Annotated in this window: 18 protein-coding genes; 4 read left to right on the top strand and 14 right to left on the bottom strand. The window is 70.6% G+C overall.

Annotated elements, in window-relative coordinates:
• Nucleotides 1-42: 42 nt before the first annotated feature.
• From SPR02S_RS42450 to SPR02S_RS42440, 3 genes are all read right to left on the bottom strand, one after another.
• Nucleotides 43-4,860, bottom strand: a complete 4,818-nt coding sequence (locus SPR02S_RS42450) for a DNA repair ATPase (RefSeq protein ID WP_019063128.1) — start codon at nucleotides 4,858-4,860, stop codon at nucleotides 43-45.
• 118 nt (nucleotides 4,861-4,978) lie between these two features.
• A complete protein-coding gene (locus SPR02S_RS42445) occupies nucleotides 4,979-7,126 on the bottom strand; it encodes a flotillin family protein (RefSeq protein WP_019063127.1) in 2,148 nt (715 codons plus the stop codon).
• A 132-nt stretch (nucleotides 7,127-7,258) separates the two neighbouring features.
• Nucleotides 7,259-7,900, bottom strand: a complete 642-nt coding sequence (locus SPR02S_RS42440; RefSeq protein ID WP_019063126.1) for a hypothetical protein — start codon at nucleotides 7,898-7,900, stop codon at nucleotides 7,259-7,261.
• A 243-nt stretch (nucleotides 7,901-8,143) separates the two neighbouring features.
• On the opposite strand from SPR02S_RS42440, the gene SPR02S_RS42435 reads away from it, so the two are divergent.
• Nucleotides 8,144-9,202, top strand: coding sequence for a PucR family transcriptional regulator (locus tag SPR02S_RS42435; RefSeq protein WP_026151367.1), 1,059 nt, complete (start codon nucleotides 8,144-8,146; stop codon nucleotides 9,200-9,202).
• A gap of 124 nt (nucleotides 9,203-9,326) precedes the next feature.
• Here the strand turns inward: SPR02S_RS42435 and SPR02S_RS42430 are convergent, their stop codons facing one another.
• The 4 genes from SPR02S_RS42430 to SPR02S_RS57560 form a co-directional block, all read right to left on the bottom strand.
• Nucleotides 9,327-9,686: an SCO5918 family protein gene (locus SPR02S_RS42430; RefSeq protein WP_019063124.1), complete on the bottom strand. Its 360-nt coding sequence runs from the start codon at nucleotides 9,684-9,686 to the stop codon at nucleotides 9,327-9,329.
• A gap of 192 nt (nucleotides 9,687-9,878) precedes the next feature.
• Nucleotides 9,879-10,082, bottom strand: coding sequence for a cold-shock protein (locus SPR02S_RS42425; protein WP_019063123.1), 204 nt, complete (start codon nucleotides 10,080-10,082; stop codon nucleotides 9,879-9,881).
• A gap of 203 nt (nucleotides 10,083-10,285) precedes the next feature.
• Nucleotides 10,286-10,657: a MerR family transcriptional regulator gene (locus SPR02S_RS57565; protein ID WP_019063122.1), complete on the bottom strand. Its 372-nt coding sequence runs from the start codon at nucleotides 10,655-10,657 to the stop codon at nucleotides 10,286-10,288.
• Between the two features lie 134 nt (nucleotides 10,658-10,791).
• Entirely contained in the window at nucleotides 10,792-11,643 is an 852-nt protein-coding gene (locus SPR02S_RS57560; RefSeq protein WP_019063121.1) for a hypothetical protein, read from the bottom strand.
• A 205-nt stretch (nucleotides 11,644-11,848) separates the two neighbouring features.
• On the opposite strand from SPR02S_RS57560, the gene SPR02S_RS42410 reads away from it, so the two are divergent.
• The gene (locus tag SPR02S_RS42410) at nucleotides 11,849-12,292 is read left to right on the top strand and encodes a DUF5994 family protein (RefSeq protein ID WP_306305754.1); all 444 of its coding nucleotides are present in this window, start codon (nucleotides 11,849-11,851) and stop codon (nucleotides 12,290-12,292) included.
• A gap of 11 nt (nucleotides 12,293-12,303) precedes the next feature.
• On the opposite strand, the gene SPR02S_RS42405 is transcribed toward SPR02S_RS42410, so the two are convergent.
• Both SPR02S_RS42405 and SPR02S_RS42400 read right to left on the bottom strand, forming a co-directional pair.
• Nucleotides 12,304-13,092, bottom strand: a complete 789-nt coding sequence (locus SPR02S_RS42405; RefSeq protein ID WP_019063119.1) for a TIGR03943 family putative permease subunit — start codon at nucleotides 13,090-13,092, stop codon at nucleotides 12,304-12,306.
• The gene (locus SPR02S_RS42400) at nucleotides 13,089-14,189 is read right to left on the bottom strand and encodes a permease (protein ID WP_019063118.1); all 1,101 of its coding nucleotides are present in this window, start codon (nucleotides 14,187-14,189) and stop codon (nucleotides 13,089-13,091) included. Before SPR02S_RS42400 ends, SPR02S_RS42405 begins: the two co-directional genes overlap by 4 nt.
• Before the next feature lie 180 nt (nucleotides 14,190-14,369).
• Between SPR02S_RS42400 and SPR02S_RS42395 the strand changes: the two genes are divergently transcribed.
• A complete protein-coding gene (locus tag SPR02S_RS42395; protein WP_019063117.1) occupies nucleotides 14,370-16,280 on the top strand; it encodes an NAD-binding protein in 1,911 nt (636 codons plus the stop codon).
• Nucleotides 16,281-16,441: 161 nt separating this feature from the next.
• Here SPR02S_RS42395 and SPR02S_RS42390 read toward each other — a convergent pair whose 3' ends face one another.
• Nucleotides 16,442-18,241, bottom strand: a complete 1,800-nt coding sequence (locus SPR02S_RS42390) for a S9 family peptidase (protein WP_019063116.1) — start codon at nucleotides 18,239-18,241, stop codon at nucleotides 16,442-16,444.
• Nucleotides 18,242-18,412: 171 nt separating this feature from the next.
• Here SPR02S_RS42390 and SPR02S_RS42385 point away from each other — a divergent pair, with 171 nt between their 5' ends.
• Nucleotides 18,413-19,216, top strand: coding sequence for an SURF1 family protein (locus SPR02S_RS42385; RefSeq protein ID WP_026151366.1), 804 nt, complete (start codon nucleotides 18,413-18,415; stop codon nucleotides 19,214-19,216).
• Between the two features lie 67 nt (nucleotides 19,217-19,283).
• On the opposite strand, the gene SPR02S_RS57555 is transcribed toward SPR02S_RS42385, so the two are convergent.
• From SPR02S_RS57555 to SPR02S_RS42365, 4 genes are all read right to left on the bottom strand, one after another.
• Nucleotides 19,284-20,660: a hypothetical protein gene (locus tag SPR02S_RS57555; RefSeq protein ID WP_019063114.1), complete on the bottom strand. Its 1,377-nt coding sequence runs from the start codon at nucleotides 20,658-20,660 to the stop codon at nucleotides 19,284-19,286.
• A complete protein-coding gene (locus SPR02S_RS42375) occupies nucleotides 20,657-21,232 on the bottom strand; it encodes a SigE family RNA polymerase sigma factor (RefSeq protein WP_019063113.1) in 576 nt (191 codons plus the stop codon). The genes SPR02S_RS57555 and SPR02S_RS42375 overlap by 4 nt, the downstream gene beginning before the upstream one ends.
• A gap of 524 nt (nucleotides 21,233-21,756) precedes the next feature.
• The gene (locus SPR02S_RS42370; protein ID WP_019063112.1) at nucleotides 21,757-22,824 is read right to left on the bottom strand and encodes an aspartate-semialdehyde dehydrogenase; all 1,068 of its coding nucleotides are present in this window, start codon (nucleotides 22,822-22,824) and stop codon (nucleotides 21,757-21,759) included.
• On the bottom strand, nucleotides 22,824-24,095 hold the full coding sequence (locus SPR02S_RS42365; RefSeq protein ID WP_019063111.1) for an aspartate kinase: 1,272 nt from the start codon (nucleotides 24,093-24,095) through the stop codon (nucleotides 22,824-22,826). The genes SPR02S_RS42370 and SPR02S_RS42365 overlap by 1 nt, the downstream gene beginning before the upstream one ends.
• Nucleotides 24,096-24,294 lie beyond the last annotated feature (199 nt).

Raw genomic sequence — 24,294 nt, 5'->3', positions numbered from 1 at the left:
AGTTGGTCGTACGGGGAGGCCTCACGCGGAGGTCGGTGACCGTCATCCCGGGCCGCCGCTCGCCCGGATGATCGCCGACTCCACCGCTGCGACCCGCTCGGCCAGCACCCCGAGGGCCGCCACCGCGTGACTCAAGGGGTCGCCCTCCGCCATGCCCCGCGACCGCACGTACGCCGCCTTCAACTCCCCCCAGCGCACGGCCTGTTCGGCGCTCAGCGTGCCGCGCAACTCCCCCAGCTTCAGCAGGTTCGCCTCGGCGCCGGTCCCCAGGGTCTGCGCCTCGGCGGTGTAGTGGTCGTCCAACACCGCTGACAGTTCAAGGGAGTTCATCACCGGCTCGATGCGCTGGGCGATGCGGTTCATGGTGCGGTACGACCCCTGGAGCCGGAACGGCGGTTCCGTGCGCGCCGTGTCCGTCGTCGCCGCCGACGCCATGTACGCGGAGTTGACCGCGAGCACGGCGTCCCGGGCGGTGATGAGATGCCTCAACACCCCCACCATCCGGGCGAGTTCGGCGGGGTCGCAGGCGTAGGACAGCCGGTCGGCGCGGGCCGTCGCGTCGCCCTCCGCCAGCCGGATCAGCAGGTCCAGGTCGGCGCGGTCGCGGCCGGCCAGCGGGGCGAGGACCGGGTTGGAGGTCAGCGCGTTCTCCAGGAAACTCAGCGCGAACACCGCCTCCTTGCCGGTCAGTACGTCCCCGAGGTTCCAGACGTCGGCACGGTTGGCCAGCATGTCCGGCACCCGGAAACGCCCGCCCGACTCGGTGTAGGGGTTGCCGGTCATGCAGACGGCGAACCGTTTCCCCCGTAGGTCATATGTGCGCGGCACCCCCTCCCACACGCCCTCGACCCGCCGCGTCGCATCGCACAACGGGATGAATTTCTGCAGGAGTTCGGGGGACGTGTGCTGGATGTCGTCGAGGTGGAGCAGCACGTTGTTGCCGGCCGCGAGCGCGAAGTTGACCTTCTCCACCTCCTGCCGGGCGGTCGCGTTCGGCGCCTCGGCCGGGTCGAGGGAGGTGACTCCGTGCCCGAGGGCGGGCCCGCTGACCTTGACCAGCACAAGCCCGAGCCGGTCGGCGACGTACTCCATGAGGGTCGTCTTGCCGTACCCCGGCGGCGAGATCAGCAGCAACAGACCACCGCCGGCGCCGGTGCGCGGCCCCTCCCCCGTCGTACCGATCTGCCGCGCCAAGTTGTCGCCGACCAGCGGGAGATACACCTCGTCGACCAGGCGCCCCCGCACGAAGGACGACAGCACACGCGGCCGGTACTCGTCGAGGCGCAGCCGGGCACGTTCCGCCGCGACCAGTGCCGTACGGCGCCGCTGGTACGCGCGATGGCCGGGAACGTCCGTCGCCCTGAACTCCCGTGTCCGGGCGAGGAGTTCATCGACCCGGAGCGACAGCGCGCCCGCCTCGATGCGCGGGTGCGTGCCCAGCAGTCCCCCGACCGTCTCCGTCAGCCGCGCGTCCGACTCGTACCGCACGGCGTCCGGGCAGAGTTCGGCCGCGACCGCCTCCGCGAGGTCACCGGGGTCGGTCTCCGTGCCGGACGCCGTCGTGTACGCCGTCAGCCACGCCTCCACCAGCTGACGGCGCGCGGGCAGTTCGTCGACAGCGAGCACATCGTCGTCGTAGGCCGAACTCCCTACCGTGCGGCGGAACTTGTCGAGGAGGGTGCGTGCGGTGGCGCTGATCACGAAGCCCTCGGGGCCGGTGGTCAGTTCGTCGAAGAGGTACGCGGCGGCGGGCTCGCCGGTCCGCTCGGCCAGTTCCGCGAGGAATTCGGCGACGGCCGGGGTGGGTCCGAAGGTGTCGCGGGCCCGCGCGAGCGACCGCGCCCGACGCGTCCAGCCCGCACGCGGCTCCGCACTCGTGCCGTGCGTCCAGAACAGCAACGCCCTTGCCCGGGCGGCCGGTTCGTACCGCAGCAGGCCCGCGCCCTCGTACCGGCGGAGCAGCACGGCCAGGATCGCGGTCGCGTCGTGGTCGTGCACGCCGCGTTCGTAGCCTTCGTCGTACGACTCCTGCGCGGCCCGGCGGACCAGGGCGGCGAGGTCGGGCTCCTGGGCGAGGGCCTGGGCGCCGTGTTCGTCGAGGAGGCGGGCGGCGAGGTGTTCCGCGCGGTAGACGCGCGGCGACTCGGAGGGCAGCGGGCGGTCCCAGAACTCGCGGGTGGCCGTGAACTCCGGGTCGGTGACCGGGGTTCGGTAGTCCGTGCCGGTGAGAGCGAAGGCGAGGCCGTCGCCGGCGGCGACCAGGGTGAGGTCGAGGGGCTCGGTGTTCACGGCGAAACGGTGGCGGCCCAGGCGCAGGGCCCGGCCGCCGTCCGCGTAGAGGTCGGCGCGGTCGCGCAGGGCACGGACCGCCTCCTCACGGGCCGCCGCGAGCCGACCGGTCAGCTCCTCCGCCCTCATCCGGTCGCCCAGGTCCCGGAGTTGGCCGACGGTGCGGCGGACCTTCGTCACCATCAGGTCGGAGGCGAAGTACGTACTGACCGCGTCGGCGTCGGCGAGCATGGCGGCCCGACGCCCGACCGTCTCCAGGACCCGGACCGCCGAGTCCGCCAACTGCTCGGCCCTGCGGGCGCGTTCGTCGGCCAGCGTCTGTTTGCGGGCGGAGAAGGTCTCGTAGATCTCGGCGCGTCTGCCGGTCAGTTCGGCGAGGAAGTCGTCGAAGTCCGTGAAGCGGGCTTCCAGGTTCTCCAACTGCACCAACAACCGTGCGAGTTGGGCGTCGCACGTCTCCGGTGTCGCCGCGTCCGCGAGCGCGCCCGACACCGACTGGCCCAGCAGCGCGAACTCGGCCGCGAACTCCGCCCGGCCCTCCCGGTCCTGAAGTTCCCTGCGCCGGGCGTCCAGCGTGGCACGGGCCCGGTTGACCCCGCCCAGCACCTCGGCGATCCGCTCCAGGATCGACGTACGGACCGTGGCGTCCCCGATGTCGAGCCCGGCGATCACCTCGGTCACCGTCCGCAGCCCGTCGGTGAGTTCGTCGAGCCGGGCGGCCACGGGCGCCGACTCGGCAACGGTACGGAGGGCCCCCGCCTCCGCGATCAACTCACCGATCACCTCATGGTGCCCGGCGAACGCGTCCTCGCCCGCCAGAAATACGACCGCCCGCTGCCCGAACGCCCCGAGCTCCGCCTCCGCCCCGGCCGCCGACTCGTCGATCCGCGCGAGGTCCGCGTACCGCATCTCCTTCAACGTCAGCAAGTGCCCCTGCACACGCCGGAGTTCGGTCAGCCCGGCGACCCACCCCGCCGCGTCCCGAGGTACCTCGCCCCGCAACCGCCGGACAAGCCCGGTGAGCCGCTCCGTGGCCTCGGCGAGGGCGTCGGCCGCGCGGGCCGTGAGCGTCCGGACGGTCTCGAACTCGGCCAGGACCTGTTCCGCCGTGACCCGGACCTCCTCCAACGGGCCGCCCAGATCCCCGAGTTCGGCGTCCCCGAGCCAGTGGTACGAGTCCGCCGCCCGGACACACGCACCGGCCAGCGCCTCGTACACCTCCGCCGTGGGCTCCATCCCGGCCACCGCACCCGCGAGGGACAGACAGTCGGATATCCCGCGCACGAGATCGGCGTTCCCGATGCGGAACAGCGGCCCGGACCCGACGAGTTGAGCGGCGGCGTAGGTGTCCGAGACATACGGAGTACGCCACACCCGCAACGGATGAACGCGCGCCGCCTCCCCCTCACCACCCCCGCGCAGCACCATCAACACACCGTCGTCGAAGAGCGCCCACCCCTGGCAGGACAGCGGGTTGGCGACCTCCTTGCGGATCATGTTGTACGGCAGCAGGAGGCTCCGCCCCGGCACCCGCGCCCGGTACGCGAACAGCACGTCCTCCCCGTTGGGCGAGCGCACCACCCGCTCCAACTCCAGCCCTGCGGTGTCCACTTCGAAGGTCTTCCACACCCCCGTGACCAGGCAGTACCCGCCCGGGAACACGATCCCCTGCTCCTCGGGAAGCCGCTGACACGACAGCCCGATCCCGTCGAGCCGTACGACGGACTTCGTGAGCGTGTTGAAGACCAGGTAGCGGTGGCTCTCCTCCTTGTAGGGCCGCACGCACAGCAGTACCAGCGCCCCCACCCGCGCGTACGCGATCTCCGCGTCGGCCGGCGACTGCAACGGCTCGTCCACCGGTTCGGAGTAAATCCCCTCCCCCGTCTCGGTGTTGTCCTCCACCTTGACGGTGAGAGCGCCGCCCACCGTGTCGACGTACAGCCCGTCCTGGATCCGGATGTGCGGGTGCCGGCCGGGGACAAGGTCCTCGCGGGTCGTCTCCGCCCAGTCGAAGTCGTACGGCGGCGGGAGGACGTGGTCGCGTTCGCCGTGCGCGTCCAGGAAGTTCGCCGACCGACTGTCCTCCGCGAGTGCCCAGCGCAGGACGCGGATGTCGTCGGCCTTCTCACCGGTGCGGAAGACGGCCAGCAACTTGCCATCCAGGCGCCGGAGTTGGAGCAGTCGAGCTTGGCGGTAGTACCGGTGCAGGGCGGTGAACTCCCGCACGAAGTCCGGGTCGTCGAGGAGTCCGGGTACGGCGTCCTCGGGCAGTCGGCGCAGGTCGTGGCGGTCGTGCAGGGCGAGGACGTCGGCGACCGTCGTCTCCCGGGTGACACCGAGGGAGACCTGGCGGCCGAAGAGGAGGGTGTCTCCTACGGCGACGAGGTCGCGCGGCGTTGCCGGGTGCTCGGTGTCGAGGCGTTCGGTGCCGGTGAGTTCCAGGCGGGTGGAGCCGAACTCCTCGGTGCGGCGGACGTTGAGCGTCTCCGCGCGGCGGGCGAGTTCGGCGGCCTGTGCGGCGAGGCGGTCGCGCAGGACCTCGTAGGTGCCGGTGTCCAGGCCGGTGGTCATGGGGTCCCTCTCAAGAAAGCGCGATCAGTAAGGAAGTCGGAGCCAGGAAGGTCGGGGGTGAGTCCGGAACTGCCGTCCCCTGTGCGGCAGTTCCGGACCGTCTGTGGGGTCGGGCCCGTCAGGCCTTCGCCGGGTGCCCGTTGAGCGCGGCCAGCGGAGTGTCCGCCAGGCCCAACTCACCTGCCCTGTCCAGCAGTTGCCGTACCTGACCGGCGTTGGCCGTGTCCGAGGTCATCAGCTTCATCAGCAGCGCGGACACGGTGAGGTTCTGCACATCGGCCGTGGAGACCGACCCGAGGACCCGGCCGAGGTCGTCGGCGATGTTCGACGTGCCGTCCAGCCAGGGACGCGCCAACGCCTGTGCCGTCTGGGAGTTGGAGACGAAACCGTCGACGCCCTTGCCGAACGAGATCGACGAGATCAGCCGGTCGAAGAAGACCGAGTCGCCGCCGACGATGTCGATGTCGGCGTGCTCCAGGCCGGTCGCGAGGACCGTGGCCTGCGCCTCCGCGACCTGCCGCTGAACGTCGAGACCCGCCAGCCGGATCTCCTTCTCGGCCTGCAACCGCAGCCGGTACTCCTCGTGGCCGCGCGAGGCGTCGTCGAGGGCGGCCATCGCGGCGGCCTTCTCGGTGAGGCCTTCCGCCTCGGCCTTGAGCTTCTCGCCGATGCCGGTGGCTTCCGCGAGCGCGTTCGCCCGTACGCCCTCGGCCTGCGCGAGCACCTTCGCCTGCGCGCCCTCGGCCTCGGCGAGCGCCTTGGCCCGGGTGCCCTCGGCCTCCGCCCGCAGCCGGGCCTCGGTGCCTTCCGCCTCCGCGCGCAGCCGCGCCCCCGTGGCCTCGGCCTCGGCGCGACCGGCCTTCACGGTGACCTCGGCCTCCTTGTCGCGGACCTGGACCTCGGCGAGTCCGGCAGCCGCCGCCTCCGCCTGGATGCCCTCGGCGAGCCGCAGCTTGGCGCGGGCGTCGAGGTCTGCGGACTTCAACCGAGCCTCGGCGAGGGTGAGTTGCTCACCGGCGCGGTGCTTGGCGGCGGCCTCCGCGGCCTCGGCCCCCTTGATGTCCTTGACCAGTTTCTCCTGCGCCTCCGCCTCGGCTGCGATGATCACGGCCTGGCGGGTGCGCTCGGCCTCCTCGACGACCCGCAGCTTCTTGATGGCCTCCTCCTGCTCGGCCACCGTACGGTCCACGGCGATCCGCTCCCGGACCACGTCGGCGACCTCGCGCCGCTCCGCCTCGACCTCCTTGTCCTTGGCGATCCCGGACAGCGAGGTCTCCCGTTCCCTCGCGATGACTTCGAGGAGGCGGTCCTTCTCGATGCGCTCGTTCTCCACGGCGATGACCCGCTCGCGGTTCTTCTGCGCGACGGCGATCTCGCGGGCCTGGTTCTCGCGCTGGACGCCGAGTTGCTCCTCGGTGCGGAGGAACGCGGCCTGCGCGCCCAGCCGTTCCTCCTCCTGCACTTTCGCGGTGGTGGCCTCCTCGCGTGCCCGCAGGACCTCCACCTCACGGCGCTGCTTGATCTCCGCCTCGGCCTGTCGGCGCTCCAGCTCCAGGATGGTCTCCCGGGCGTCGACGTTCTGCCGGGTGATCTCCTTCTGCTCGGTGCGCTGGAACTCATTGGTGCGCACGTGCTCGATCGTCGTCAGCTCGGTGATCTTGCGGATGCCCTGCGCGTCCAGGATGTTCTGGTTGTCGAGCTGGGTCATCGGCGTCTGCTCTAGGAAGTCGATGGCCGCGTCGTCGAGGTGGTAGCCGTTGAGGTCGGTGCCGATGACCTGGATGATCCGGTCCCGGAACTCCTCGCGCTTGGTGTAGAGATCGACGAAGTCCAGCTGCTTGCCTACGGTCTTGAGCGCCTCGGAGAACTTCGCGGCGAAGAAGTCCTGGATCGCCACCGGGTCGCTCGCGGTCTGGGTGCCGATGGCCTGCGCGACCTTGATGACGTCCTCGACGGTCTTGTTGACCCGCACGAAGAAGCTGATGTGGATGTCGGCGCGGATGTTGTCCTGGCAGATCAGGCCCTCGCGCCCGGTGCGGCGGATCTCGATGGTCTTCACCGAGATGTCCATGAACTCGGCCTTGTGCAGCACCGGCAGCACGACGGCCCCGGTGAAGGTGACGTCGACCTTCTTCGTCTTGGAGACGATCAGCGCCCGCCCCTGCTCCACCTTCCGGAAGAGCCGGCCGACCACCAGGAGCAGGGTGAGCGCGATGAGCAGGACAACGGCGACGAACACACCGATGCCGACGGTGATGGCGTTCATGACATGGGTCCCCAAGGAATGAGAAGGGTGATGAAACGGGCGTGGGCCAACACAGGTTGACCAACAGGGGTTGACCAACAGGCGTAGGCAACAGGCGTGGGCAACGGCCGTAGGCCAACAGGCGTTGGCGGCCTATCCCGTCGTGCCCGGGCCGGTCCTCGGGTCCAGCGCGCTGTCGTAGGGCGCGATCCAGAAGAACTCGCCGGTCTCGTCGTAGGCGTAGAGCAGTCCGGTGCTGCCGCTGCCGAGCGCGCCCTGCGCCAGGTCGCCGTCCGGCTGCCGGACCTGGACCACCGCCGCCGAGCCGTCCGCCGACCTGACCTCGGCCTGGCCGAACCCGGCGTCCACCCGCCCGGTGCGGATGGTGCAGGTCAGCCCGACGAAGTCCAGCCGGGACGGCCCGTGTTCGTCGGGGAACAGGCGGTGCAGGGGTCGTACGAACAGCTTGGTCGCCTGCCAGGAGACGTACACCGTGCCGATCAGCACGACCGCCCCGACCAGGATTCCGACCAGGCCCGAAGGGACCAGCAGCACGCTCGCGCAGTAGCTGACCAGCCAGCCGACGGCGACGAACAGCGAGAAGGCGAGAGTCACGGGCGCCCCGCCGAGCCCCCAACCATCGCTGTGCGCACGGGAGTTGAGGTGAGCATGGGCATGTCCGTGGGCGTCCGCCGCGCCCAGCGCGACCAGCAGCCAGAACAGGACGACCACGGTGAGCGCGGCGGTGAAGACGACGGTGGGAAACCCGATCGCGGCAGCGAGAAACGCCCCCATGATCCCGGCCCCCCGTTCCCTGACTCGCCCCGACAGTCCACGGGGATCCGCGGCTCGCGGAACCGGTGCGGGACACCTGCCGGTGTCCGGCACCGGAACCTTCCGCGGTGCTCCCCTGGCGCCATGGTGCACGCGGGGTGCGCGCCCGCGCATTGCCGGAACCCGGCAGTGTTCATTAGGGTCTTGATGCCGGTGACGCGCTAAGAAAGCGTCACCGGGGCGTCAAGGAAACGGGGGGCGGAGTTGCCGGAGCGCGAAATGCCTGAGCACTATCTGGCGGGGTATGCGCGGCTCCTGGCCGACGTCGCCGGCACCGGACGGCGCCTGACCCGGGCCGAGTTGGAGACCCGCCGCGCCCTGGGCGAACAGGCCGCCGAGGCCGGCCACGGGCTGCGCGCCCTGGTCAGCGCCCATCTCACCGCCACCCGCACCGCCTGGCCGCAGACCCCCGGTGCCGCCGACTGCACCCTCGCCGCCATGCAGCAGGTGGTCGACGCCTTCACCGAGGGCTACGAACGCGCGCAGCGTCTCGCCGTACGACAGGAAGAGGCGGCGCGGCGGGAGTTCATCGACGACCTGCTCTACGGCCGCAGCGATCTGGGCCGGCTCGCGGAACGCGCCGAGCGCTTCGGCCTGCGCCTCTCCCACTCGCACGCCGTCGCCGTGGTCCAGGGCCCGACGCCGTACGACGAGAGCGCGCCGGTGCCGCGTCAGGTGGAGCGCGCGATGATCAGCCGTTTCGGTGACCGCAACATCCTGCTCACCACGAAGGCCGGCCGGATGCTGTGCGTCGCGCCCGGCGACCAGGACGACATCCTCGCCCACTTCGCCAAGCAGTCGTACGCCGCCGCGGAGGGCACCCGCGCGGCGATCGGCCGGCCGCAGCCGGGCGCGGGCGGGATCGTCCAGTCGTACGAGGAGGCCCTGAACACCCTCGAACTGGCCGAGCGGCTCAACCTGGAGGGCCCCCTCCTGCGCGCCGCCGACCTGCTGGTCTATCCGGTGCTCACGCGCGACCGGCAGGCGATGACCGATCTGGTCCTCGACGCGCTGGGCCCGCTCACGAAGGCGCGCGGCGGTGCGCGCCCGTTGCTGGACACCCTGTCGACGTACTTCGACTCCGGTTGTGTGGCGGCGGAGTCCGCGCGCCGGCTCTCGCTGAGCGTGCGCGCGCTGACCTACCGGCTGGAGCGCATCCACCAGCTCACCGGCGCGGATCCGACGGACCCCGGCCAGCGGTACACGCTGCAGACGGCGGTCATCGGGGCACGGCTACTGGACTGGCCCGACAAGGAGCTGTGACGGCCGTGGATCCATCCGGCCGCGACAGATCCATCCGGCCGCGACGCAAAGAGCGACCTCGCGCCCGGATGGATCGATGGCGGCGTGGTCGCTCGGGGTGTGCGGGGACGTGCGGGCGGAGGCGTCAGCCCAGGGTTGTACCGATGTACGAGGTCGATTCCGGGCCGGAGTCCGCGGAGGTGCCAGTGGTGCTGTCCTCGGCGGGGGCCGGCGAAGGCGCGGGCGCGGCGGGAGTCGCGGGCGCGGGCGGCGTCTCGTGGCAGGTGAAGCCGAGCCGGGTGAGGGCCCTGGTCACCTCGAAGGCGGTGAAGTCACGGCGGTCCTGCTTGGTGATGACCTCGCCGACCTGCTTGACCGGGTACAGCTTGCGACTGATGACGGCGCACTGGCCGGTGACGGGCTGCTCCGGGCGGATGCCCTTGAGCATGTCCTCCACCTCGCTCTTCGTCAGATCGAAGGGGTAACGGGCGATCACGCAGCGCATGGTGCCTCACCAAGGGTTCGAGCGGGAGGAGAGGGGAGGATTTCTCCGCGGGGAAAACCGGGAAGCCGGGGAAGCCGGAACAACGGCCGTGGAACGGCCCAGAACAACGGCTGTGGAACGGCGGGTAAATGAGGAGATACGAAAAGGGACCCGCACCCAAGGTGCGGGCCCCTGTTTCGCAGCTTCGCGTGCTTAGGCGGGAACGATGTTCTCCGCCTGCGGGCCCTTCTGGCCCTGCGTGATGTCGAAGGTCACCTTCTGACCCTCCTGCAGCTCGCGGAAACCCTGGGTGGCGATGTTCGAGTAGTGGGCGAAGACGTCAGCGCCGCCGCCGTCCTGCTCGATGAAGCCGAAGCCCTTTTCCGCGTTGAACCACTTCACGGTACCGGTGGCCATGTCTTAACTCCTAGGCAGTGCACGAGATCCGCACTTTACGAATCTCCTCCATCGCCGTGATGATCACCTGCACCGGAGGTCCGGTTCAAAATTGGCAACCACAACTGCAACTGAAGTCAGCCTAGCACGGAACCCATTTACCGGGCGGGGGAATTGGGTTCCGAAAGCGCCGTCCGAAACGGTGAATTTCTGTTTCGCCGACATCAGATTTTCTCACCGTGGGACGAGCCGCGCGGCTCGTCGTTTCCCTGCGGCTCGTCGTTGCCACGCAGGGCCTCATTGAGACGCAACGCCTCGTCGAGGCGGTCCTCCAGGCTGATGATCCGGCACGCGGCCTCGATGGGCGTCCCTTGATCGACCAGCTCGCGGGCGCGCGAGGCCGTACGGAGTTGATGGCGCGAATAGCGTCGGTGACCGCCGTCCGAACGCTTCGGAGTGATCAGCCCGGCTTCACCCAATGACCGGAGGAAACCGGGGGTGGAGGCGATCAGCTCGGCGGCCCGGCCCATGGTGTAGGCGGGGTAGTCGTCGTCGTCGAGCCGGTCGGCCGCGGGCTGCTGGCTTTCTGCGGGCATGTACACCTTTCCTGCGGGCCACCCGGGCGGGGTCGGCCTGCCGCGGGAGCTGGTTCCCCCGTACGGGAACTCTAGTCGCACCCGGGGAATCTCTGTCACGGCGAACACAGATGTACTGCCACCGGTTGACGCGCTCAGTGGCGCAGAACCAGCACCCGGCACGGGCCGGGAAGCCGTGGATCAAGAGCATCCGGGCCCGCCAAGGGGCCCCGTTCGGGGGCTCGCGCGGGGTCGGAAGGCCCCCGAACGGGGCCGGATGCCGCTCGTACGGGCTCGGACGCGGGGCCCGTCGCGACGTCCTGCCAGCCCCAGGCCCGGTAGGCCGCCAGGGTCTCGGTGTCGGTGCGGGGTATCAGGGTGACGCCGAGGGCCGGCGCGTGATCGGCGAGCAGCCGGCCCTGGAGGCGCCGGGCGAGGTTCCAGTCCCGTTCCTGGTAGTGGGTGCGCACGCGGGGCGGGACGACGATCCCGGAGACGGCGAAGAGTCCGCCGGTCACCGCGAGGCCGTGCAGCAGCCGGGGCAGCCGGGTGTCGTGGCCCTGCCACCAGGGATCGCCGACGCGCACGGGGAAGCCGTAGGCACAGGCCGTCAGGGTCGTGTTCTCGGCGATCAGCAGGGCGAAACCTGGCCGTCGGACATCACCGGCCAGGCGCCGCAGGAAGGCGGTACGGGAACGGTTGCCGGTGCGGGCGCCGCCGCAGGTCTCCTCGTACAGGACGCCCAGGTCCTGGAAACGGTCCTCGATCTGGCGGCGGCTGAGCGGGCGGACGCGGTCCCCTTCCCAGGGCGAGGGGCCGCGCTCGCGACGGGACGACCACGTCTGCTCCCCGCGCGTCCCGTCGGCGCCGCCGTGTCCGACGAGGGCCGCGGTCACCGGCCGACCGGGCACATTCACGGTCATGGGCTGAGCCCTGCCCCGGGCGCGGAACACATCCGCCCCGGCGTCGTGGTTCGCCGAGAACGGCACCGGTGCGATCCGGCACACGAGAAATCCTCGGTCCTTTCACGGTACGCCCGCGGGCCACGGAGGGCCTCGGAGTGCCTCCGGCGCAGACCGGCCCGCGCGGGGCGGGAGTACGGTGAGCAGTACCGGGAGTTCTCCGCACCTCGGCTCTGGCGCCGTCGTCGTTCCCAGTGCACCACGGCACCGGACCGCCGCACGACGGACGGCCGAGGACAGGGACCGCGACATGAACGCGCCCACGGACACCCATAGTTCGCCCGCCACGGACACTCCCGCTTCTTCGCCGGACGTGGAGCAGGCCGCCCCGCCCCTCCTCCGGCTGCGCCTCGCACCGCACACCGCCGTACCGCGCCGCCTCGACGGAGCCTGGTGGCCGCACTCCTACGATGTGCTCACCGAGGTACCGCGGCTACTCGCCGGGCTGCCCCGGACCTGGGGGCACATCGTCAGCGTCATGGTGAACGGAACGATCTGGTCCGCCGCCCCCGGCCGGATGCTCGTGCACAACCAGGTCGTACGACTGCACAGGACCACCGCCGTGCACGCGCCGAACACCGTCACGCTGCTCACCCCGGGCCGGGGCCGCTGGGACCTGCTGGTCGTACCGCCGGAGCTGACCGAGGAGGCCGCCGAGTCGATGATGGCGACCGCGGTGGCCAACCTCGGTTGAAACCAGGGGAGTTACTGGTTCCAGCTCTCGTCGTACGGGTCCTTCGGCGTCGGGACCGGTTTGGCCAGGGTGACCTGGAAATAGGGGATCGGGCGGTTGTTGATGGGGTCCTTGGTCTGCTTGGCGCTGTAGGTGCCGGTGACCTCCAGCCAGGTGTCGGGCTGAAGTACCGGTGGGATCTTGCCTGTTAGCGCGATCTTGACCGGCTGGGCGTCCGCCGCACAGCAGTTGAGGGCCATGCGGACGAGGTACGGGGAGCCGGACTTGTCCAGGGCTATGAAGCCGGTGACCTTGAGCTGACGGGTGCCGAGGGAGCGCCCGTGGTCGTAGACCGCGCGGGTCGCGTAGTCGACCAGGCCGATGGTGAGCGGGTTGCTTGCGGGGAGCTTGGAGAGGCCGTAGGGCTGCTGGATGGCTGTGCCCGTGCGGACCGCGCTGTAGGAACCGAGGGCCGGCGGGGCGACCAGGATCAGGGCGAAGAGGGGGAGGACCAGGAGCCAGGCGATACGGGGTTCGCGGTGGACGTGGCCCTCGTGAGCGGCGTCTTCGTGGGTCTCGGTCTCGGTGTGGGCCTCCGCGTGGGCTTCCGCGTGCGCCTCCGCGTGGGCCTTCTCCATCCGTGCCCGGCGCCACTCGTACCAGGCCGTCGCCAGCGCGGCCACGATCAGTACCGCGCCGGAGAGCAGCAGGAGGGGCTGGAGTCCGGCCTTGACGTAGCGCAGGTAGAGGTTGGTGAAGCCCGCGTGCAGCAGGGCCGCGCCGACCAGGAACAGGACCGCCGCCTGTGCCTGCCGGTTCACAGAAGCACCGCCCCGGTGACGACCGCGCCCGCGATGGCGAGGACGAAGGTGGCCGGTGCGAAGCGCAGCGCGAAGCCGCGGCCGAAGGTGCCCGCCTGCATGGCGAACAGTTTCAGGTCGATCATCGGGCCCACCACCAGGAACGCGAGCTTGGCCGTGAGCGAGAACTGGGTGAGCGACGCGGCCACGAACGCGTCCGCCTCCGAGCAGATCGACAGCAGGACGGCGAGGATCGAGAGGGCGAGGATCGCCACCACCGGGTTGTCGGCGGCCGTGCGCAGCCAGCTCGCGGGGGCCACCGCCTTGAGCGTGGCCGCCGACATCGCGCCGAGGACGAGGAAGCCGCCGGCCTGCATCACGTCGTGCCGCACCGAGCCCCAGAACGCGGCGCCCTTGGTCTCCCCCTCGTGCGGTTCGTGGGCGGGCAGGCGCAGCCAGTCGGTACGGCCGATCCGCTGCCACAGCCAGCCCATCGCGCAGGCCACGAGCAGGCTGCCCGCGAACCGGGCGAGCACCATCTCGGGGTTGCGCGGGAACGCCACCGCCGTCGCCGTCAGGACGATCGGGTTGATCGCCGGGGCAGAGAGCAGGAACGCGATCGCCGCCGCCGGGGTGACCCCCCGGCGCACCAGCGCCCCGGCCACCGGCACCGACGCGCACTCGCAGCCCGGCAGGATCGCGCCCGCCATCCCGGCCACCGGCACCGCCAGTACAGGGTTGTTGGGGAGCGCGCGGGCGAAGAACGTCGGCGGTACGAACACCGCGATGGCCGCCGACAGCAGCACGCCCAGCACCAGGAAGGGCAGTGCCTGGACGACCACGGCCACGAACACCGTCATCCAGCTCTGCATCACCGGCGCGGACAGGGCCTGCCGGATCGGGCCCTGCGCCAGTACGACCAGGAGCAGCACCATGGTCAGCACGAGCGGGGAGTTGAGCTGCCAGCCGTCCTTCGCCGCCGCGTTTGCGGGCGCGTCCGGTGACTCCTTGGCGGGCGCGGCCGGTGACTCCTTGGCGGGCGCGGCCGGCGTCGCGGGCGCGGGTGGCTGCTGAGGCGGGTCCGTGGTCGGCGCGGCTGGTTCGGTGGTGATGGCCACGGGTGAGATACCTCCGGCAGACGCCTGTTTTCGCGAGTTTTGCTCCCTGTCTCTGCATACGGCAGTCGGGGCACGGGTGTTCAGCGGAATACTGGAACCACCCGCCTCCTTGGGGCAGTCTTTCCCCTCGTGGCGAGCAGCGTTCCGAATCAGACCCCTCCGGGCAGTGCCCGGGCACACATGGTGGTGTGCGGCGACGACGCGCTCGCGCACCGGCTCGCCGTCGAACTGCGGAGTGTCTACGGCGAGCAGATCACCCTCGTCGTCCCGCTCTCCGAGGCCACCGCCCGCCAACCCGTCGTCGGCCGCGCGCGTGCCGCCTCCGCCGCGCTGCTCGACCGGGTCAACGCGGCGGTGGGCCGGGCCAACGGCAATGGTGGCAACGGCACCACCGCACCCCTCACCCCCGAACCTCCGCGCGGGGAGCGGGTGTTGGAGGTCGCCGAGCTGACCGAGGCGGTGTTCGCGGAGGCGGGTGTGGAGCGGGCGACCGCGCTGGCCCTGGTCTACGACGACGACGAGACGAACATCCGCGCCGCCCTCACCGCCCGCCGCCTCAACCCCCGTATCCGGCTGGTGATCCGCCTCTACAACCGGCGGCTCGGCCAGCACATCGAGGAACTCCTCGACCAGGCCGCCGCGTTGGCGACCGGCGACGGGACGAGTGGCGGGCCCGGTACCGGGTTCGACGCCTCGACCACCGTCCTGTCCGACGCCGACACCGCCGCACCCGCGCTGGCCGCCACCGCGCTCGCCGGTACCAGCAAGGTCGTCCAGACCGACGGGCTGCTGCTGCGCGCGGTGGAACGGCCGCCGCCGGGACCCGGGCAGGTCGCCGACCCGGGGCTCGCCACGCTCGCCCTCCTGTCGGCGACCAGCAGCGACCCGGCCGGCGCGGACGGCTCCGAGGGCATGGGCGAACACGGCCCGCGCCTGCTGCCCGACGCGGCGGCCGTCGCCTCCGCCACCGGGCGCGGAACCGTCGTCCTGGAGCAAGTCTCGTACGCCGGGCCGCAGTTGCCGGGCGGGCGCGGGGGCGGTGTCGTACCGGCGTTCTCCTCGCTCTTCTCGCGGCGGCTGCGGTGGTCGCTGGCAGGCATGGTGGCGTGCGTGGTCGCGCTCGCCGTCTCGCTGTGGCTGGTGACCAAGATCCATCCGCTGACCGCCTTCTATCTGACCCTGCTCGATCTCTTCGCGATCGACGACCCCGCGATCGGGGCGTCTCTGGGCCGGCAGATCCTTCAACTCCTCTCCGGTCTCGTCGGGTTGCTGATGCTGCCGGTGCTGCTGGCCGCCGTGCTGGAAGCGCTGGGCACCTTCCGTACGGCGTCCGCGTTGCGCAAGCCGCCGCGGGGGCTCGGCGGGCATGTCGTGCTGCTCGGGCTCGGCAAGATCGGCACCCGGGTGCTGACCCGGCTGCGCGAACTCAACATCCCCGTGGTGTGCGTCGAGGCCGACCCCGAGGCACGCGGGCTCGCGGTCGCGCGCCGGCTTCGGGTGCCGGTGATCCTCGGTGACGTCACCCAGGAGGGCGTCCTGGAATCCGCCAAGATCCACCGCGCCCACGCCCTCCTCGCGGTCACCAGCTCCGACACGACCAACCTCGAAGCGGTGCTGTACGCCCGCTCCGTGCGGCCGGATCTACGCGTCGTACTCCGGCTGTACGACGACGACTTCGCCACCGCCGTGTACCGCACCCTGCGGGCCGCGCACCCCGGTGCCCTCACCCGGAGCCGGAGCGTGTCCCATCTGGCCGCGCCCGCGTTCGCCGGGGCGATGATGGGGCGGCAGATCCTGGGGGCGATCCCTGTCGAGCGGCGGGTGCTGCTGTTCGCGGCGATGACTGTGGGCGGGCATCCCCAGCTGGACGGGAAGACCATCGCCGAGGCGTTCCGGGCCGGGTCGTGGCGGGTGCTTGCCTTGGACACGGCGACGCGGGACGCCTCCGAGGACGTACGGCGGTCGGGGTTGGTGTGGGACCTCCCCGACACGTATGTCCTGCGGAGCTCGGACCGGGTTGTGCTGGCCGCGACTCGACGAGGGTTGGCGGAGTTGCTGGGACGGCGCCCCCGGGACCGGGCGGGGGCGTGACGGCGCCCTGAGCTGGACCGGGGCTTGAACAAGTGCCCGGTGCCGAAGCGGGCGTTGCTGGGGGCTGCGCCCCCAGACCCCCGCTTCGGCCTGAACGGCCTCGTCCTCAAACGCCGGACAGGCTGAAATTGCCGACCTGCGTCAAGAGGTCGCCCCGCGGATCAGTGCCCCAAATGCCGCTCCGCGAAGTCCAGTTCGAGCTTCACCTGCTTGATCCGCTCGTCCACCACCAACGACCCGTGCCCCGCGTCGTACCGGTACACCTCGTGCACCGCACCCCGCGACTCAAGCCGCTTCACGTAGTTGTCGATCTGCCGGATCGGGCAGCGCGGATCGTTGACGCCGGCCGAGATGTAGACCGGGGCCGTGACCTCGTCGACGTAGGTCAGCGGGGAGGACGCCTCGAAGCGGGCCGGGACCTCTTCCGGGGTGCCGCCCAGCAACGTGCGGTCCATGGCCTTCAGGGCTTCCATCTCGTCGTGGTACGCCGTGACGTAGTCGGCGACCGGGACCGCCGCGATGCCGAGGGTCCACGCGTCGGGCTGGGTGCCGATGCCGAGGAGGGTGAGGTAGCCGCCCCAGGAGCCGCCGGTGAGGATCAGGCGGGCGGGGTCGGCGAGACCGGACGTGATCGCCCACTCCCGCACCGCCGCGATGTCCTCCAGCTCGATCAGACCGACCCGGTACTTCAGGGCGTCGGTCCACGCGCGGCCGTAGCCGGTGGAGCCTCGGTAGTTGACCCGGACGACCGCGTACCCGTGGTCGACCCAGGCCGCCGGGCCCGCCGAGAACGAGTCGCTGTCGTGCCAGGTCGGGCCGCCGTGGATGTCGAAGACCGTGGGGAGCGGGCCCGTCGCGCCCGCCGGCTTGTGGACCAGGGCGTGGATGCGGCCGCCGGGGCCTTCCACCCACACGTCCTCCACCGGGACCGAGCCGGGGGACTTCAGGCCGGGCGGGTCCAGGACCACCTCGCCCGTCGTCGAGCGCACGGCGGACGGTTCGGCGGCCGACGACCAGAGGTATTCGACGCTGCCGTCGGGGCGGGCCGTCGCGCCCGAGACCGAACCGGGCGGCGTCGGCACCTTCTCCAGCTCGCCCGAGGCCAGGTCGTAGCGGAACATCTCGCTGCGGGCCTCGAAGCTGTGCGCGATGAGGAGGGCCGAGCCGTCCGGGTACCACTCGGCGCTCACGTCGCCGGGCAGGTCCAGGGACAGGTCGCTCTCGCCGCCCTTGACCACGTCCCACACCAGGGGTTCCCAACGCCCGCGCCGCTGATGGCCGATGAGGAGGCGGGTGTCACCGTCGACCGGTGCGAAGCCGAGGACCTCCAGGCCCAACTCCTCCGTGCCGCCCTTGGTGTCGTCCAGGTCGGCGACCGCCGTGCCGTCCGGGCGCAGGACGCGCAGCGCGGAGTGCATCGCGTCGCCGTGCTCGGTGTGCTCGATGGCGATCAGCGAACCGTCGTGCGAGAGATCGCCGACGCCCGCCGACTCGCGGTGCCGGTAGAGCAGCGTGGTCTCGTCACCGGTGCGGGCGAGGTGGATCGTCGTACCGTCCTCGTCCGTGGAGCGGCCGACCACGGCGGTCCTGCCGTCCCGCGCGAGGGCGAGCCCGGCCGGGTAGGACGGTTCGAGGCCGGGGACGGCGGGTTCGTCCGGTCCTCCCTTGAAGGGCTGGCGGCGCCAGACGCCGAACTCGTCGCCGTCCTTGTCGTCGAACCACCAGATCCACTCCCCGTCCGGGGAGAGCACACCGTCCGTCGTGCCGTTCGGCCGGTCGGTGACCTGGCGTTGCTCGCCCGTCGCCCGGTCCCAGGCGTACAGCTCATACGTCCCCGTCGCGTTCGACACGAACAGGGAACGGTCGGGTGCGTCCTCCGCCCAGTCGGGCAGGGACACTCGGGGCGCCCGGAAGCGCTTCTCCCAGTCCGGTGTGTTCTCGGACCCGTTGCTCTCAGTCATGGCCCCATACTGCCCGCCCACACAGACATTGCACTGGTCGGATCCTCAGCCTGTGGATAACTTCGACCAAGACCCGGCCGGAGCATTGCCGACACCGGGTGAACCATCGGGCGGACCTTCGGGCCGACCCCCGGGCCAAGGCCCCCATGACAGCCCCGTACCGTGGAAGGCGTGTACCGGTTTCTGCTGACATCGCGCTGGTGGGGCATCAACGTCTTCGTACTGCTCGCCATCCCCTTCTGCATCTTCATGGGGTCGTGGCAGCTGAGCCGGTTCCAGGCGCGCGTGGACAGCAGTCACCAGGCCACCAAGCAGGTCGAGACCGACCGCACGGAAGCCGCGCGCCCCCTCGCCGAACTCCTGCCCGTCGACCAGAACACCTCGGGTCGGCAGACCACCGCGACCGGCCGCTACGGCAAGCAACTCCTCGTCCCCGACCGCCAGTTGGACGGGAAGAACGGCTACTACGTCCTCACCCTGCTGCGCACCGACGACGGCAAGGCCCTCCCCGTCGTCCGCGGCTGGCTCCCCGGCAAGCCCGACGCCGCCAAAGCGCCGGCCGCGCCCACCGGCGAAGTCACCGTCACCGGCTCGCTCCAGGCCTCCGAGACCCCGGGCGACAACGGCGTCAGCGCCCAGGGCGGACTGCCGTCCGGCCAGACCGCCGCGATCAGCGCGGCCTCGCTGGTGAACCTGGTCCCGTACCACCTGTACGACGCGTGGATCACGCTCGACAAGGGCGACTCGGGGATGACGGCCGTACCGGCGAGCGCGCCCGCCAACACCGGGCTCGACCTGAAGGCGTTCCAGAACCTCGGCTACACCGGCGAGTGGTTCGTCTTCTCGGGCTTCGTCGTCTTCATGTGGTTCCGGCTGCTGCGCCGCGAGGTGGAGTTCGCGCGGGACGCGGAGCTGGGCCTGGTGCCGGAGGACGAGAACGACGAGAACGAAGAAGCGGCCCACGCGACCGTCTGACGTGGCCCGACACAGAAACAGCCGGGTCCCCCGACCCGGCTGACCACCTGTAGACCCGTAGTCCGGCCTACGACCCCGCCAGCACACCCGTCCGGTAGATCGTCCCCGCGCACGCGTTGGACACCGTCGCCGAGACCGTCGGCGAGCCCGTCTCCGCCGTGTGGGAGACCACGACGCTGCCGTCGAGCGTGCCGTCCTCGAGGAGCTGGGCCGACGTGCCCGTGTCACCGGCCGTGGACCCGCTGCTGGTGCTGGTGTCATCGCTGGGCGACGGGCTGGCCGTCGAACCGCCGGTGGTGGTGCCGCCGGTGCTGCCGCTGCTGGTGGGGCAGGTCTCGGAGGGCACCCACGCGAACTTGACCAGATAGGAGGAGCCCGGCAGGAGCACCAGCTGGGAAGGCTCCGTCGACGGGTCGGGCAGCCCGGCCGCCACATCCCCGGAGCTGTGCAGCTGCACGCCGATCTTGGTGGAGTCCGCGGCACCCAGCGTCGAGAAGCCCACTTTTCCGGCGCCGCCGACCGTACAGCTCGTGCCGGAGGTGTTGGTGACGGTGAACGTGCCGTAGACGATGCCGGACGTGTCGGGGGCGTCCACCGTCGAGTTGCTCGCGCCGAACTGCTCGGCCGTGCAGAGGGGCGCGGCCGTCCCGATGGTGGCCGAGGGGTTGGCGGTCACGGTGCCGCGGCCGGGTGACTTGCCCGTGCCGTCGTTCTTGTGGCCGCCGGGGTTCTGCGTGGCCCGCCCCGAGGTACCGCCCGAGGTGCTGGAACCGCCGTCCGGGTTCTTGCCCTGGCTGGTGCCGCCCTGCGCCTGTGAGCTGTTGCCCATGATGGACGGATCGGCGTCGGAGCCGGTGGAGTTCGAGACGTGCACGAGGGCCGGGATGGCGGTGCCGAAGAAGAGCACGGTGGCCGCCATGCCGACGAGGGCCTGGCGCTTGCGGGCCCGGCGGGCCGGTACCGCCTTGCGCAGGTGGTCCAGCGTGCCGTCGCGCGGCTCGACCTCCTGGACCGCCTGGTGGAGCAGTCGGCGCAGCGCCAGCTCGTCGGGGTCGAACCCTTCGGCGCCGAATACGGCGGCGCCGAATACGTCATTGCCGTGCGGGTCGTTGCCGTGCTCGCCGGGGCCCCGTCCGCCGGAGCCCGGAGGTCCTACGGGTCCTACGGGGTGCCGTCCCTCGATGTCCCCGGAACCCCCGGAGTTCTCAGGGTTCTCAGGGTTCCCGTCGAGGCTCGGCCCGTTGGGGCTCTGTTCGTCGGGGCCGTGGTTCACAGTTCCGTTCCCAGCATGTGTTTCGTTCGGCTGTTCCTGGCGCGCCCAGGTCGGGCCGCGCCGGACGTCCGGCGCGCGCCGTTCACGCGCGCCACTTCCCTCGGCCGTGCCGTTACCGTCGGCCGTGCCATTTCCCTCGGCCGTGCCGTTTCCGTCGGCCTTGTCGCTCATGCGGTGGCCTCCATGGCGATCCGGAGGGCGGCGATCCCGCGCGAGCCGTACGCCTTCACCGAGCCCAGCGATATGCCGAGCGACTCGGCGACCTGCGCCTCGGTCATGTCCGCGAAGTAGCGCAGCACCAGGACCTCGCGCTGGCGGCGCTGCAGTCCCTTCATGGCCTTGATGAGGGAGTCGCGCTCCAGCAGGTCGTAGGCGCCCTCCTCCGCGCTGGCCATGTCCGGCATCGGCTTCGAGAGGAGCTTGAGGCCGAGGATGCGGCGACGCAAGGCCGAGCGGGAGAGGTTGACGACGGTCTGGCGCAAATACGCCAGGGTCTTCTCGGGGTCACGAACGCGTTTGCGCGCCGAGTGGACCCGGATGAACGCCTCCTGGACGACGTCCTCGCAGGAGGCGGTGTCGTCGAGGAGGAGTGCGGCCAGGCCGAGCAGCGAGCGGTAGTGCGCCCGATAGGTCTCGGTGAGATGGTCGACCGTCGTTCCGGCCGCGACGGCGTCGTCGACACCGTCACGCTGGTTCGGGATGCGGGCGGGCCGCGCTGCGGGCATCGGCGCGATCACCGGCATGCCGCCGGGCGCACGGGATCCACGCGGAGGCCGGAGGGCCGTTCCGCGTGCCGCAGTGAAGTCGAGTACCTGAGCCACGCCAGTTGGACACACTTCCCCCCTTGGGGGTTGTACGCGTCGGCCGTCACATTTACGTCAGACGAAACAGACAGTCCACACACCTGTCTCCCGCCACCGCCCACCTGCCCGGCGTCGTCACCCACCCGTCTGGTGTCAGGCAGCACAACCGGCAGTGCGTCGAACACCCTCATGCCTACCCGCTCTTCCCCTGTGTCACGAAATGTCCGGGACGTCCCCACGTCCCTTACCGCATCACCACGCGCCCACCTGAAGGGCGTTCGCAAAGACGCTCCCCGCTCACCGCGCGGTTGCGGAAAGCGGGGAGTGAAATCTTCGGATGCGGAGGTGGCTGGATTCAAGTGGTCCCAACCATTAATCCGGCCACATCGCGCACACTGATCCTACAAACCCGGGCGCCACTGGCCAGCGGATTTACGGCGGGGCAGGGCGAGTTGGGCCCGTGCTCAGGCCAGTTCGCGCGCCACCAGCTCGGCGATCTGCGCGGTATTGAGGGCCGCTCCCTTGCGCAAATTGTCCCCGCAGACGAAGAGTTCGAGCGCGGTCGGGTCGTCCAGCGCCCGCCGCAGCCGCCCCACCCAGGTCGGGTCGGTGCCCACCACGTCGGCGGGCGTCGGGAACTCCCCGGCGGCCGGATTGTCGAAGAGGACGACACCGGGCGCCGTAGCAAGAATCTCGCGCGCCCCGTCCACGGTGACCTCGCCCTGGAACCGGGCATGGACGGTGAGGGAGTGCGTGGTGACCACCGGGACGCGCACACAGGTCACCGCGACCGGCAGCGCGGGCAGCCCGAGGATCTTGCGGGACTCGTCCCGCACCTTCATCTCCTCCGAGGACCAGCCGTCCTCGCGCAGGGACCCGGCCCACGGTACGACGTTCAGCGCGACCGGCTCCGGGAACGGCCCGGTGTTGTCCCCGACGGCCCGCCGTACGTCACCGGGCTTGGTGCCCAGGTCCGTACCGGCCACGAGGGACAGTTGCTGGCGCAGGGTCTCCACCCCGGCCCGGCCGGCCCCGCTCACCGCCTGGTACGACGACACCACCAGCTCGCGCAGCCCGAACTCGGCGTGCAGCGCGCCCACGGCGACGATCATCGACAGGGTCGTGCAGTTCGGGTTGGCGATGATCCCGCGCGGGCGGTGCCGCACCTTGTGCGGGTTGACCTCGGGGACCACCAGGGGCACCTCCGGGTCCATCCGGAAGGCGCCCGAGTTGTCGACGACGACCACACCCTTGGCGGCGGCGATCGGCGCCCACTGGGCGGAGACCTCGTCGGGGACGTCGAACATCGCGACGTCGACGCCGTCGAAGGCCTCCTCCGTCAGGGCCACCACCTCGACCTGCTCCCCGCGCAGGACCAGCTTGCGGCCGGCCGAGCGCGGAGAGGCGATCAGGCGGATCTCGCCCCAGATGTCCGCATGCTGGGACAGGATCCCGAGCATGACCGTGCCGACGGCTCCGGTCGCTCCCACCACGGCGAGCGTCGGACGCACGGTCGCTCCGGTTGTGGCCATCAGCGGCCGGTGCCTCCGTAGACGACGGCTTCGTCGCTGTCGGAGTCGAGGCCGAACGCCGTGTGCACGGCGCGGACGGCCTCGTTGACGTCGTCCGCGCGGGTGACCACCGAGATACGGATCTCGGAGGTCGAGATCAGCTCGATGTTGACGCCCGCGTCGGACAGGGCGGTGAAGAAGTCGGCGGTGACGCCCGGGTTGGTCTTCATCCCGGCGCCCACCAGCGAGATCTTCCCGATCTGGTCGTCGTAGCGCAGCGACTCGAAGCCGATGCCGTGCTTGTTCTTCTCCAGGGCGTCGATGGCCTTGCGGCCCTCCGCCTTGGGGAGGGTGAAGGAGATGTCCGTGAGGCCCGTCGAGGCCGCCGACACGTTCTGCACGATCATGTCGATGTTGACCTGGGCGTCGGAGATCGTCCGGAAGATCACCGCGGCCTCGCCCGGCTTGTCCGGCACGCCGACGACCGTGATCTTGGCCTCGGAGGTGTCGTGCGCGACACCCGAGATGATGGCCTGCTCCACCTTCTGGTCCCCAATCGGCTCACTGCTGACCCAGGTGCCCTGAAGTCCGCTGAAGCTGGACCGCACATGGATCGGGATGTTGTATCGGCGGGCGTACTCCACACAGCGGTGGAGCAGCACCTTGGAGCCGGAGGCGGCGAGCTCCAGCATGTCCTCGAAGACGATCCAGTCGATCTTCCGCGCCTTCGGCACCACCCGCGGGTCGGCGGTGAACACACCGTCGACGTCCGTGTAGATCTCGCACACCTCGGCGTCGAGCGCCGCGGCGAGCGCGACGGCGGTGGTGTCACTGCCACCCCGGCCCAGCGTGGTGATGTCCTTCTTGTCCTGGCTGACGCCCTGGAACCCGGCGACGATGGCGATGTTGCCCTCGTCCAACGCCGTACGGATCCGACCGGGCGTGACGTCGATGATCCGCGCTTTGTTGTGGACCGAGTCGGTGATGACGCCTGCCTGGCTACCGGTGAACGACTGGGCTTCGTGCCCCAGGTTTTTGATCGCCATGGCCAGCAGCGCCATGGAGATCCGCTCTCCGGCGGTCAGCAGCATGTCGAACTCACGCCCGGCGGGCATCGGAGATACCTGCTCGGCGAGATCGATCAGCTCGTCCGTCGTGTCGCCCATCGCGGAAACGACGACGACCACTTGGTGGCCGTTCTTCTTCGCTTCGACGATTCGCTTGGCGACGCGCTTGATGCCCTCGGCATCGGCTACGGAGGAGCCTCCGTACTTCTGCACGACAAGGCCCACGTGCGCTCCTCGCTCAGTCCTGGTGTGTCGGCTCAGTTTAACGAGCACCCGAAATTAGCTTCCGTGGTATCGCATCGTGAGATATCGCATCGTGAGATTCGGAAGCTTCGGACGCCCAGGTCAGCGCATGCCCACTTAAGGGGTGCCGGAAAAGTGCCGAGCGTCACAAGTGAGAGCTGTGAATTAAGTTTCAAGCATT

The sequence above is a fragment of the Streptomyces prunicolor NBRC 13075 genome (genome assembly GCF_000367365.1).
GTDB lineage: Bacteria > Actinomycetota > Actinomycetes > Streptomycetales > Streptomycetaceae > Streptomyces > Streptomyces prunicolor.
Note: the sequence above shows the minus strand (reverse complement) of the source record. Positions and strands in the feature narration are given on the sequence as shown.